The 12,493-nt window shown below is 44.1% G+C and carries 11 protein-coding genes and 1 pseudogene; 10 read left to right on the top strand and 2 right to left on the bottom strand.

The features are described 5' to 3' along the window. Positions 1–89 precede the first annotated feature (89 nt). From hcaE to HLH16_RS04185, 9 genes are all read left to right on the top strand, one after another. Positions 90–1,457 (top strand): 3-phenylpropionate/cinnamic acid dioxygenase subunit alpha, encoded by a 1,368-nt coding sequence (gene hcaE, locus HLH16_RS04225; protein WP_131287647.1) that lies wholly within the window; start codon positions 90–92, stop codon positions 1,455–1,457. Beyond that, entirely contained in the window at positions 1,454–1,972 is a 519-nt protein-coding gene (gene hcaF / locus HLH16_RS04220; protein WP_067722174.1) for a 3-phenylpropionate/cinnamic acid dioxygenase subunit beta, read from the top strand. The genes hcaE and hcaF overlap by 4 nt, the downstream gene beginning before the upstream one ends. Continuing rightward, positions 1,972–2,298, top strand: a complete 327-nt coding sequence (gene hcaC / locus HLH16_RS04215) for a 3-phenylpropionate/cinnamic acid dioxygenase ferredoxin subunit (RefSeq protein ID WP_067722172.1) — start codon at positions 1,972–1,974, stop codon at positions 2,296–2,298. The genes hcaF and hcaC overlap by 1 nt, the downstream gene beginning before the upstream one ends. Positions 2,299–2,300: 2 nt before the next feature. Continuing rightward, positions 2,301–3,116: a 3-phenylpropionate-dihydrodiol/cinnamic acid-dihydrodiol dehydrogenase gene (gene hcaB, locus HLH16_RS04210; protein WP_131287640.1), complete on the top strand. Its 816-nt coding sequence runs from the start codon at positions 2,301–2,303 to the stop codon at positions 3,114–3,116. A gap of 80 nt (positions 3,117–3,196) precedes the next feature. Next, entirely contained in the window at positions 3,197–4,162 is a 966-nt protein-coding gene (locus HLH16_RS04205; RefSeq protein WP_171528379.1) for a 3-carboxyethylcatechol 2,3-dioxygenase, read from the top strand. A 5-nt stretch (positions 4,163–4,167) separates the two neighbouring features. Beyond that, positions 4,168–5,394 (top strand): 3-phenylpropionate/cinnamic acid dioxygenase ferredoxin--NAD(+) reductase subunit, encoded by a 1,227-nt coding sequence (gene hcaD, locus HLH16_RS04200; RefSeq protein ID WP_171528378.1) that lies wholly within the window; start codon positions 4,168–4,170, stop codon positions 5,392–5,394. Positions 5,395–5,563: 169 nt separating this feature from the next. Next, positions 5,564–6,469, top strand: a complete 906-nt coding sequence (locus tag HLH16_RS04195; protein ID WP_171528377.1) for a DMT family transporter — start codon at positions 5,564–5,566, stop codon at positions 6,467–6,469. Positions 6,470–6,740: 271 nt separating this feature from the next. Further along, positions 6,741–7,679, top strand: a complete 939-nt coding sequence (locus tag HLH16_RS04190; protein ID WP_171528376.1) for a cation diffusion facilitator family transporter — start codon at positions 6,741–6,743, stop codon at positions 7,677–7,679. A gap of 76 nt (positions 7,680–7,755) precedes the next feature. Then, complete coding sequence (locus tag HLH16_RS04185; RefSeq protein ID WP_171528375.1) at positions 7,756–8,814, top strand: MBL fold metallo-hydrolase; 1,059 nt, start codon at positions 7,756–7,758, stop codon at positions 8,812–8,814. Between the two features lie 5 nt (positions 8,815–8,819). Here HLH16_RS04185 and HLH16_RS04180 read toward each other — a convergent pair. Then, positions 8,820–9,220: pseudogene (locus tag HLH16_RS04180) on the bottom strand (DoxX-like family protein). Next, positions 9,210–9,653: a thiol-disulfide oxidoreductase DCC family protein gene (locus tag HLH16_RS04175; protein WP_171528374.1), complete on the bottom strand. Its 444-nt coding sequence runs from the start codon at positions 9,651–9,653 to the stop codon at positions 9,210–9,212. The pseudogene HLH16_RS04180 and the gene HLH16_RS04175 overlap by 11 nt, the downstream one beginning before the upstream one ends. A gap of 387 nt (positions 9,654–10,040) precedes the next feature. On the opposite strand from HLH16_RS04175, the gene katG reads away from it, so the two are divergent. Beyond that, a complete protein-coding gene (gene katG, locus HLH16_RS04170; protein ID WP_171528373.1) occupies positions 10,041–12,233 on the top strand; it encodes a catalase/peroxidase HPI in 2,193 nt (730 codons plus the stop codon). Positions 12,234–12,493: the final 260 nt, after the last annotated feature.

Genomic DNA, 12,493 nt, shown 5'->3' with positions numbered 1-12,493 from the left:
TATTTCACTAAAAGCCGCTATAAAACCATTATCCACTAAAAGTTGAGTCTATTTACTTTGTGCCGTTACTGGTCACAGGAGAGCTTTTCATGAGTGGAAAAATTGATGTGCGCGAAATCGACGCTTTAGTCGATGCACAAAATGGACGTATCTCACCGTCGATCTATACAGACCCGGATCTATACGAATTAGAACTTGAGCGTGTCTTCGGTCGTACCTGGTTGTTCCTTTGCCATGAGAGCCAAATTCCTAAGGCTGGTGACTTCTTCAATACCTACATGGGTGAAGATCCAATTATTGTGGCACGTCAAAAAGACGGCTCAATCAAAGCATTTTTAAACCAGTGCCGTCACCGCTCTATGCGTGTGAGCTTTGCAGACTGTGGTAATACGCGTGCATTCACTTGCCCATACCACGGCTGGTCTTACGGTATTGACGGTTCATTGAAAGACATCCCGCTTGAAGAGCGTGCTTTCCCGCAAGGCGCATGCAAAGAAAAATGGGGTCTGGTTGAAGTGAACCGTGTTGAGTCTTACAAAGGCTTAATCTTTGCTTGCTGGGATGAAACCACACCTGACTTGATCGAATACATGGGTGACATCGCTTGGTATCTTGATGGTGTTCTTGACCGTCGTCCAGGTGGTACTGAAATCATCGGTGGTGTGCACAAGTGGGAAATCGAATGTAACTGGAAATTTGCAGCTGAACAGTTTGCATCTGACCAATATCACGCATTGTTCTCTCACGCATCTGCAATCCAGGTTTTGGGTGCGAAACCAGATGACGAATCGACCAAGAAATTAGGTGCTGCTCAAACGGCTCGCCCAGTTTGGGAAACGGCTAAAGACGCGATCCAGTACGGTTCACGTGGTCATGGTTCAGGCTTCTTCTTTACAGAAAAACCAGATGCTAACGTTTGGGTAGACGGTGAAGTTGCCAACTACTTCCGTGAAACTTTTGAGGAAGTGAAAGAACGTCTGGGTGAAGTTCGTGCACTGCGTCTTGCAGGTCACAACACCATGTTCCCGACACTGTCTTGGTTGAACGGTACTGCAACTCTTCGCGTATGGCACCCACGTGGTCCAAACAAAACTGAAGTGTGGGCATTCTGTATTGCCGATGCTGAAGCTTCGCAAGAAGTGAAAGAAGCATTTGAACGTTCTGCAACTCGTGCCTTCGGTCCAGCTGGCTTCCTAGAGCAAGATGACTCTGAGAACTGGATTGAAATCCAAAAAGTTTTACGTGGTTATAAAGCACGTAATAATCCACTCATTATGGAAATGGGCTTGGGTAACGAGAAAAAACGTGAAGATGGTATCCCAGGGATTACCAACTACATTTTCTCTGAAACTGCAGCACGTGGTATGTACCGCCGTTGGGCAGATTTATTGATCCATGAAAAATGGGAAGACGTAGAAAAAGCAGCTGACGAATACGAGAAGGAGCTAATGAAATGAGTCAGATCAGTTTAGAACTTCATCATCAAATTAGTCAGTTTCTATATCGCGAAGGCAAAGCACTAGACGACTGGAAATTCCGTGATTGGCTGGATATGTTGGCGGAAGATATTTCTTATACGCTGCGTACCACGCCAAATGCACAAACCCGTGACCGTCGCCGTTCAGTTGAACCACCGACGACTTGGGTATTTAACGACACCAAAGATCTTTTAGAACGTCGTGTTGCGCGTCTTGAAACCGGTATGGCTTGGGCTGAAGAGCCTCCATCACGTACTACTCACATGGTGAGCAACGTGATTGTAGAGCCAACTGAAGTTGAAGGCGAATACGACGTGTACGTAACGTATTTGTTATACCGTACGCAAAAAGAGAAAGACGTAACGATTTACTGTGGTAAGCGTCACGACAAGATCCGTAAAGTTGAAAGTGATTTGGGCTTCCAGATTTTCAACCGTAAAATTACGTTAGATCAAGTGACCTATAACTCACACAACCTGAGTGTATTCTTCTAATGAATAAGATTTTTGTTTGCCAAGTTGATGAATTGGACGAAGGCGAAGCGCTAAAAGTAGATTGCGGCGTAAACGGTATTGAAGCACTTGCAGTGTTCAACAATGGCGGAGAGTTCTTCGCCATGAATGACCGTTGTTCACATGGTAATGCTTCTATGTCTGAAGGTTATCTTGAAGATGATGGTACGGTTGAATGCCCATTGCATTCAGCACGTTTCTGCTTGAAAACAGGTGAAGCTTTATGTCTACCTGCAACTGATCCAATCAAAACTTTCCCTGTGATTGTTGAAGATGGTCAATTGTTCGTAGAGATGGCAGGAGAGTAATCATGGGTTGGCTAGAAGGCGAAGTTGCACTTATCACTGGTGGCGGTTCAGGTCTGGGTTGGGCTTTAGTTGAGCGATTCCTTGAAGAAGGTGCGCAGGTTGCAGTATTGCAACGTTCACAAGCTAAAGTGGATGCTTTGAAAGAACACTTTGGTGACAAGATTGTTGCAATCGCTGGTGATGTTGCCAACTATGAAGACAATGTCCGTGCTGTTCAAGCGACCGTTGAGCGTTTTGGTAAGCTTGACTGTTTCGTGGGTAATGCCGGCATCTGGGATCACTACGCTGATATCGTGAATACCTCTGGCGAGCAGCTGGAAAAAGCCTTTGATGAAATCATGGGCATTAACACCAAGTCGTTAATTCTTGGTGCCAAAGCTGCGCTGGATGAGTTAGTGAAATCTGAAGGTTCAATCATCTTCACATTGTCTAACTCTGCATTGTATTCAGCGGGTGGTGGTCCAGTCTACACCGCATCTAAACATGCGGGCGTGGGCATCATGAAAGAACTTGCTTATGAACTTGCACCGAAAGTGCGAGTCAATGCAGTTGCCCCATCAGGCATGAACGTGAATATCAAAGGTGCAGCGTCGTTAGGTCAGGAAAATCTTGGTCTGCTGGATGCACGTGATCCTGAGAAAATTGCCCGTGGCATGCCGTTGAATTTCTTACCAGAACCTGAAGATATGACTGGTTCTTATGTATTGCTGGCGTCTCGTGCCAATAACCGTCCGCTGACTGGTGTTTTAATTAACGCTGAATGTGGTTTGGGTATTCGTGGTTTACGTCAGCCGCGTGCAGGTTTCTTTGAAGACTAAATCTTTAAAGAGTTAAAGCGTTTAAATACAAAGAACTATACTCGGCAGCCTTTTGGCTGCCTTCCGTTTAGGAGTCAAACATGGCCGTTAAACTTATTTGTGCCTCACACAGCCCATTAATGGAATTTGCTTCGCCACAACGTGTAGAACAGGAAACCAATGTTCGTGCCGCGTTTGAGAAAATGGCAGCTGAAGTCAAAGCCTTTGATCCAACTTTAATTATTACTTTTGGACCCGACCATTTTAACGGTTTCTTTTACGACTTAATGCCAAGTTTCTGCGTGGGTATTCGTGCCACAGCCGCAGGCGACTGGAATTATGGTGCAGAGAACAACAAGATTAATGTGCCTGAAGATACAGCGCTTGCCCTTGTGCGCTGCGTATTGGATGAAGGGGTAGATGTTGCCTATTCTTACCGCATGCAGGCCGATCATGGGGTGACTCAACCTTTGCATTTCCTGTGCGAGGGTCAACTCGATCGTTATCCAACGATTCCGGTATTTATTAATGGTGCAGCAGCGCCTATGCCAACCACGAAGCGTACAGTGGCTTTAGGTCGCGCGATTGGTCAGTTCATCAAATCTTTAAATCTTGAAAATGAACGTGTTCTTATTTTAGGAACAGGTGGTCTTTCGCATGATCCACCAACACCACAAATGGGTTCTGTTCCGCCTGAAGTGGAAGAATTCCTGATTTGTGGTCGTAATCCTAGTCCTGAAGCACGTACAGCACGTCAAGCGAAAGTCATTGCAGTCGGTCAAAAACTGGCAGCAGGGGATACCTCTGTTGCAGTGCCTTTAAATGCTGAATGGGATATCGCATTACTTGAAACCTTCAAGAATGCCGATTTCGCAGCGATTGAAGCGATGACTGAAGCTGAAATCCGCCGTGAAGGTGGCCGTGGTGGTCAGGAAGTTCGTTCATGGATTGCAGCCTTTGCAGCACTCTCTGAATTGGGCGAATACGAAATGACGACTCAGGTCTATGAAGCAATCAGTGAATGGATTGCAGGCTTCGGCATTGTATCTGCAGAATTAAAAGGGTAAAGCACATGAGTAACATCGAAACCATCGTTATTGTTGGAGCTGGTCAAGCCGGTGCGAGCGCCATTTTGGAACTTCGTGGCAACAAGTATGAAGGCAAAATCATTTTGGTGGGTGATGAAACTCATCTTCCTTATGAACGTCCGCCTTTATCTAAAGATGTGATCTTAAAACCTGAAGAAACCAAGATTGAAATTCTGTCAGAACAGAAACTGGCTGATTTGAATGTTGAAGTGATTCGTGGCAATGGTGTGGTGAAAATCAACGCGGAAGCACACAGCATTGAACTTAAAAATGGCGATGTGATCAGCTACAACAAGTTGCTGCTTGCAACCGGTGGAGCAGCACGTCGTTTACCGAACTTCGATGCTTTGGGTAAACACGTTTATACCTTGCGTAACCTTGAAGATTCACAAGCACTGGTTCCTGTGCTTCAAGCCGGTCAACGTATCTTGCTCATCGGTGGCGGTGTGATTGGTCTTGAACTTGCGTCATCTGCACGTTTCAAAGATTGCCAAGTGACTGTGATTGAACAGGGTCCAATGGTGATGGGTCGTTGTTCTCCACGTATTCTGAGCGAATTCCTGCTTGAACAGCACCGTGCCAAAGGTGTGGACGTTCGTCTTGAAACCAAGATTGCAGATTGTCGACTTGATGGCGAAGAAGTGGTTGTTACTCTCGAAGGTGGCGAAGAACTTCGCGCTGATGCTGTAGTTTACGGGATCGGGATTGTGCCCAATGCTCAGCTTGCAGTGGCTGCAGGTTTGGATGTTGATGTTGCGATTAAAGTCAATGAAAACTGCCAGACTTCAAATGCTGATATTTATGCAGCAGGCGATGTGGCAACTCAACTTCGTGCAGATGGTCAATACCGTCGTGTGGAGACTTGGGAAAATGCCAACCTTCAAGCCGGTATTTTCGCACGTCACGTGATGGGCGTTGAACATCCAAAAGCCAATCCAGCTTGGTTCTGGACTGACCAACTGGATATCAATTTCCAGTTTGTCGGTGATATGGCTGCGGCTCAATGGCTGGTTCGTGGTGAAATGGATGCAGCCAAAGGTGCAGACAATTCATTCGTGATGTACGGTGTGACGGATGGTCAAATCGTTGCTGGTATTACCGTTAATGCTGCGAAAGAAATGCGTCATTTGAAAAAAATGATCAGCAAAAATACTGCTTTCGAAGCTGAAAAACATTTAGATTTGGCACAAGATTTACGCAAGATTGCTTAAGTTTTAGTTTGCTCAATCCGGAACAGACCTTTGCTTTGCTCAGGTCTGTTTTTTATGCGCGAAACTTGATGAATTTATCAAAAATTAAACCTTCATCTCAGAATGAATTCGCTATACGCTATTTCCGAAGTTGCTGATCCAGAACTTCTTGGCCTCGTTTAGGAGACTTATGAGTTCTTCATCTTCATTGCCGGTGACGGCAAGTATTTATGCCTTACTGGTTCTGATTTGGGCGACTACACCACTGGCGATTGTGTGGAGTGTGCAGGAAGTCCATCCAATGTGGGTGCTGATTATCCGTTACTTCGGGGCATCCATCATTGCGCTGTTTTTATTGAAGCTGATGCGTGATCCGTTGCCATTTGATCAGACTTCCATGAAAAGTTATCTGGCGGGGAGCTTAAATTTAATTGGTGCACAGCTGTTTATTTACCTTGCGGCGAACTATTTAACTTCGGGTTTAATGGCCCTGATTTTCGGTTTTTCACCACTCATTGCAGGCTTAATTGGACACGTCATTCTCAAAACCCAAAAGCTAATCGGGTTGCAATGGCTGGGTATGGCAATTGCCGTTTCAGGTTTAAGCTTTGTTTTTGCCGATTCTGCCGACAGCAAGATTAATCCGATTGGTGTGGTATTGATGCTGATCAGTATGGTGTCTTATATCAGCTCGATCTTTTGGGTCAAACAGATTAATGCACCATTAAGTCCAATGTCACAAGCCACCGGTTCACTAATCATTTCAGCGCTAGGCTCGTTGTGTTTATTGCCTTTTATCTGGCAACACATCCCAACTCAAATGCCGGGCATGCACACCATCATCGGTTTTGTGTTTACCATGATCATGTCTTCGATTGTGGCAATGCTGTGTTACTTCTGGCTGATTCGCCGTCTGGCAGCTTCTACTGTATCGCTAAGTAATGTAATGACGCCAATCATTGCTCTGGTACTAGGTGCAACCTTAAATCATGAGCATATCAGCCCGAATGCTTTCATCGGCATTGCAGTAGTGATGTTCGGGATTATGATGTACTTCTGGAAAGAATGGCGCGAGCAGTATTTTTCTAAACTCTAAATCCATCTCGGAAAGTATAAAAGGAAGCTTAAGCCTCCTTTTTTTCGCTGTTTAATTTGAGATGCAAAATCGAAAAAGGATTTGCTTTAATATCCATTTTTGGCGGCTATGTGTTTGAACTATTGGAGAATTTCAAAAATAGATTGGTGCTCTAAAGAATACAACAACAAAACGTAAAGAATTTATCGCGACAGTTTGGTTAATATGAAATTGGATATAGAGAAAAATCAAATCGATCTATTTGATAACAATAAATTTAGGACAAACTTGCATGTCTGATTCGAATAAAGTGGTGGTCTATGCAGCTTTGCTTGGTAATTTGGCCATCGCTTTGGTGAAGTTTGTTGCCGCCTATATTACCAACAGTTCGGCCATGCTCAGTGAAGCGATTCACTCGGTTGTCGATACGCTGAATGAAATTTTACTGCTTTACGGCATGAAAAAATCGCAACGCCCGGGAGATGTAAAACATCCCTTTGGTTATGGTCGTGAACTGTATTTCTGGGCGTTTATTGTGGCATTGATGGTTTTTGCATTAGGCGCAGTGGTGTCTATTTATCAGGGCATACAACATGTGCGTCACCCTGAGGAAATGCTCAATCCGACTCTGAATTACATTGTTTTAGGCATCGCGATTTTATGTGAAGGGATATCCTGGTTTGTGGCTTTAAAAGCTTTTCGGAAGATCAAAGGTGAGCAAGGTTACTTCGAGGCTTTTCGTCGCAGTAAAGACCCTACGACCTTCACGGTTTTGTTTGAAGATACCGCAGCTTTATGTGGCCTGTTCATTGCCTTGATCGGAATTTATCTGGCGCATGCTTTAAATATTCCCGAACTGGATGGTGTTGCTTCAATCCTGATTGGGATTGTCTTGGCCGTCTCGGCTATTTTACTGGGACGGGAAACCAAGGGCTTATTACTGGGTGAGTCGGCGGCTCCTGAGTTACGTAATAATATCTTGCTGATTGCCCAGGAAGATGTAGCGGTGCTCTCTGCCAATGGCGTGTTGACTGAACAGATGGGGGCACATCAGGTAGTGGCCTCTTTAAGTCTGGAGTTTGAAGACAACTTGAGTTCTGATGACATTGAAGCTTGCGTCAACAGAATTGAAGCGAAAATTAAACAGATTCATCCTGAAATTGTGGCATTGTTTATTAAACCGCAGACTAAAAAGGTGTGGTTGGAACGTATGAAAGGACGTTTGGAATAAAAACGTGCTATATATGGCGCAATATTCAAAATATCGGATTTTGAATATTTAGGTCAGACTAAGAAATTGAATGTACATGAAGCAAAAGACTGAACAATTACACTTTCAACTCCCCACCCAAGACTGCTGGTCACATATCTGGCGTCAACCCTCATTCAAATTTATGTATTCGAATCACCACAATGGTGAGCGATTCTTGAATATCTTACCGCGTCCTGAAGGGCCTAGACGTGCCGATCTCTTCAAATGGCTGATCACGCGTAAGTCATCCACCTGGAAGATGGATGTAAATAATAATGAGTATGTTGAATCTGCTACGGCGAAACGGGCGATTCCACAAGATCGTCCGGAGGCCAGCATCGACGACTGGCAAGTGTGGTTTGTGGGGCATGCCACTGTACTGTTGCAGATCGGGCCATATAACCTGCTCACCGATCCGGTGTGGGGTGAATATGCCAGTCCTAAGCAGGGCAAAGGTCCAAAACGGGTCATTCCCGCAGGAATTGCCTTGGAAGAATTGCCGACCATTCATGCAGTGCTACTTAGCCATAATCATTATGACCATATGGATTTAGCCACTTTACAGTGGTTGCATGACAAATTTGCCATGCCGATTTATACCGGACTGGGCAATTCATGGTATTTGCCAAAAAGTTTTCAGGTACTGGAAATGGACTGGTGGCAATCATCTTTATTACATGACTTAAAAATTATCTATACCCCTGCACAGCATTTCTCGGGTCGCGGCTTGCGTGATCAGAATCGGGCACTGTGGGGTGGTTTTTCAGTGCTTGCTGGACAAGATCACTGCTTCTTTGCCGGAGATACCGGTTATTCACCGCATTTTAAAGAGATCCAGAGTCGTTTGGGTGCACCGCGTATTTCATTGTTACCGATTGGTTCCTATGAGCCGCGTGAGCTGATGCGCTATATGCATCTGAATCCGCAGGATGCTTTTCAGGCGCATAAGGATTTACATTCCAAATGTTCGTTGGCGGTTCATTATCGAACCTTTCAGCTGACCGATGAAAGTCGCGAACAACCTGAGTTGGATTTAAAAGCAGCGATGAAAAATACCTCCAAATTGATGACACCGTTTATCTGTGTACGCGAAGGGCGACGTTTGGTGGTTTGATTTTTTTAAGCTTGCTGTTTGCTCAAATTTAAAAGTTGAATGGCAAGCATTGAAAGGGCGATCATGGCAATTTCATCACCACTGGATTAAATGCAGTGGTGAGCTGTAAGGGATCTGTAAACATAATAAGCAGTAATAATCCGCTCAGACCTAAAATATTAAGCTGATGGATAAAGGCTGCTTTTTGCCAAATCAGAAAAGTATAGCCAAACATAATTTCAATCATACCCGATAGGGCAACAGCTATTTTCGCTAAATGCAGTTCTAACCCGATCGTTTGCCAAATACCTATTTCAGCACTGGATTGAAATAGAATTTTTGGTATGAGTCCCTGATAAATCCAAAGTACAGCAAGCGTGATCTGAATAAGTTGCAGTGGTCTTTCTAAGGTTGGTTTATGAGTCACGAATAGCGTGCTCCAAAAAATGACTTTTATTTTCAGCGGATGGAAGCAAGCAGTGATCGGTTGTTCCAAAAAGCTGATAGCGATTTAAGGCTACACGTCTGTAGAGAAAATCCCGGATAAAACGTGGAACGAGATAACCTAAATTCATCAGGGAAAATGGCAGGCCGAGATGCTGCATGACTTTAAGCAGTGCAGTTGATTCTGTATAAAGCTGACTATTAAGAATGACTACCATCGTAGTGTAGTGAGTGGTTGACATGCCGTAATGCTGGAGAATTTCTTCCCCTAAAGGGGATTGGGCAGACACTAATTTAAATTTAGATTTTCGATCATGCCTGATTAAAAATTTTGCCCAACCATTGCATATGACACAAATTGCATCAAATAAAATAATGTCATGTTGTTGGATGATGTGCTCAATCTTATTTTGCATAGGTTTAGGTCTTATTTTATTGAGTTATAAGTGACTAGGATGAGTATATATTGTATACAGCTTAATGCTTTGATCATCAGATTGTAAATCCAAAATTTAAAGTCATTTTTAGGGGGATTATCAGTATTGTTGTTGGTCAAAATTATTATCAAACTATGAAAAAATTCTTTTTTTATAGGTACTTTAAATATAGCTTTAGAGATTCGATTGTAACTTTTTAAATTTAAAAAATCTTTTTTTCCTAATATCTTAGATAGAGGAAAACGATGGTTTCTATTTGTAAAATCAGCTTTAGCTAGGCATAAAAAAAGACTATGTTGAAAAGGTAAAATTGCATTTAACGGTTCATGACAATAATCACTTAATGATTCAATTTGGAGCTTAGATATGACAGACGGTTCACAAGCTACAGGCAAATGCCCATTCCATCAACAGGGCGGACATAGCAGTGCGACTAATTCAAATACGAATTGGTGGCCCAATGCTCTAAATCTCGACATTCTTTCCCAACACGACAAAAAAACCAATCCAATGGATCCGGACTTTGATTATGCGAAAGCATTCAATTCACTGGATTTAGAAGCAGTTAAACAAGACCTCCGTGAATTGATTAATAGCAGCCAAGACTGGTGGCCTTCAGACTGGGGCAGCTATATTGGCATGTTCGTACGTACCGCATGGCACTTGGCAGGTTCTTACCGCAAGCAGGATGGTCGTGGTGGTGCGAACACCGGTAACCAGCGTTTTGCGCCATTGAACAGCTGGCCAGATAATGTCAACACCGACAAAGGTCGTCGCCTGCTTTGGCCAATCAAACGTAAATACGGTAATAAAATTTCATGGGGTGATTTGATTATCTTGGCAGGTACAGTGGCCTACGAAGAAGCCGGTCTAAAAACCTTCGGTTTCGGTGGGGGTCGTACTGATATTTGGGCGCCTGAAAAAGACATTTACTGGGGTGAAGAGCGTGAATGGCTCGCACCGACTGAAAACCGTTACGAAAATGATGAAGACCGTTCAACCCTAGACAACCCGCTTGCTGCAGTGCAAATGGGCTTGATCTACGTGAACCCTGAAGGCGTAGACGGCAAGCCTGATCCATTGCGTACCGCCCAAGACATGCGTGTCACTTTTGACCGTATGGGTATGAATGATGAAGAAACCGTGGCATTGACCGCTGGTGGTCATACCATAGGTAAAGCACATGGTAACGGTAAAGCAGAACTTTTAGGTGCTAATGTTGAAAGCGCAGATGTTGAATTTCAAGGTCTAGGTTGGCATAACCCTGAAGGTACAGGCAATGCCGGCAATACCATGGTCAGTGGTCTGGAAGGGGCATGGACCACGCATCCAACCAAATGGGACAACGAATACTTCTATCTCTTGTTCACTTACGACTGGGCATTAACCAAGAGTCCGGCAGGCGCGAACCAGTGGGAACCGACCAACATCAAAGAGGAAGACAAGCCTGTTGATGCGCACAACCCGAATGTACGACGCAACCCGATGATGACAGATGCCGATATGGCACTGAAAGTCGATCCTGAGTACCGCAAAATTTCTGAGCGTTTCTATAACGATCCTGCTTACTTCGCTGAAGTGTTTGCACGTGCATGGTATAAGTTGACTCACCGTGACATGGGACCAAAATCCCGTTACTTGGGTCCTAACGTTCCTGCTGAAGATTTAATTTGGCAAGATCCGATTCCATCTGTGAACTATGTGTTGTCTGAAGCTGAAATTGACGAACTCAAAGCGAAATTGTTAAACAGCGGTTTAACTTCTGCTGAACTCATTAATACCGCTTGGGACAGCGCACGTACATTCCGTGGTTCAGACTATCGTGGTGGTGCAAACGGTGCACGTATCCGCTTGGCACCGCAAAAAAACTGGGTCGGTAACGAACCTGAACGTCTGACTAAAGTGCTGGCAAAACTTGAAGAAATTCAGGCAGGCCTTGAGAAAAAAGTTAGCATTGCAGACTTGATCGTACTCGGTGGTACGGCGGCGGTGGAAAAAGCGGCTCAGGCTGCGGGCGTGGATATTAAGGTTCCATTCCTTGCAGGACGAGGCGACGCAACTCAAGAACAGACTGATGCTTATTCGTTTGAAGATTTTGAACCTAAAGCAGATGGTTTCCGTAACTGGCTGAAAGACGAGTATGTGGTACAGCCTGAAGAAATGTTGTTAGACCGTGCTCAGTTACTGGGTTTAACTGCACCTGAAATGACGGTGCTTGTCGGTGGTATGCGTGTACTGGGTACCAACTACGCTGGCGCCAAAGAAGGTGTGTTTACAGACCGAGAAGGTGTATTAACGAATGACTTCTTTGTGAACCTGACTGACATGAAGTACAACTGGAAACCAGTTGGCAAGAACCATTATCAAATTGTAGACCGTGCGACTAGTGCACCTAAGTGGACTGCAACACGTGTGGACTTGGTGTTCGGTTCTAACTCGATTCTGCGCTCTTACGCAGAAGTGTATGCGCAAGATGATAACAAGGAAAAATTTGTCAAAGACTTTGTTGCCGCTTGGACTAAAGTGATGAATGCAGACCGTTTTGATGTGAAGAAATAATTTGCATTGAGATGTAAAAAAACCGCTCGAAAGGGCGGTTTTTTAATGAAACGTTGAAATGTCATGTAAAATCTGAATTTTTAGCTACTCAGCTTTTTTACAGATTTTAAGACATTGATATTATTTAACTTATATTGCTGTTATTCCCAAGTAGAAATGTCCTACCTAATAACCAAATAGAAATGTCCTATATGGACATTTCCAAGTCAAGCACAGGATTCAGATTTCGTTGTTGAATTGCTGTTTTCTGTGCACGTCTG

Origin of the sequence: Acinetobacter sp. ANC 5378 (assembly GCF_013004315.1) — a bacterium.
In the GTDB taxonomy this organism is placed as follows: Bacteria; Pseudomonadota; Gammaproteobacteria; order Pseudomonadales; family Moraxellaceae; genus Acinetobacter.
Note: the sequence above shows the minus strand (reverse complement) of the source record. Positions and strands in the feature narration are given on the sequence as shown.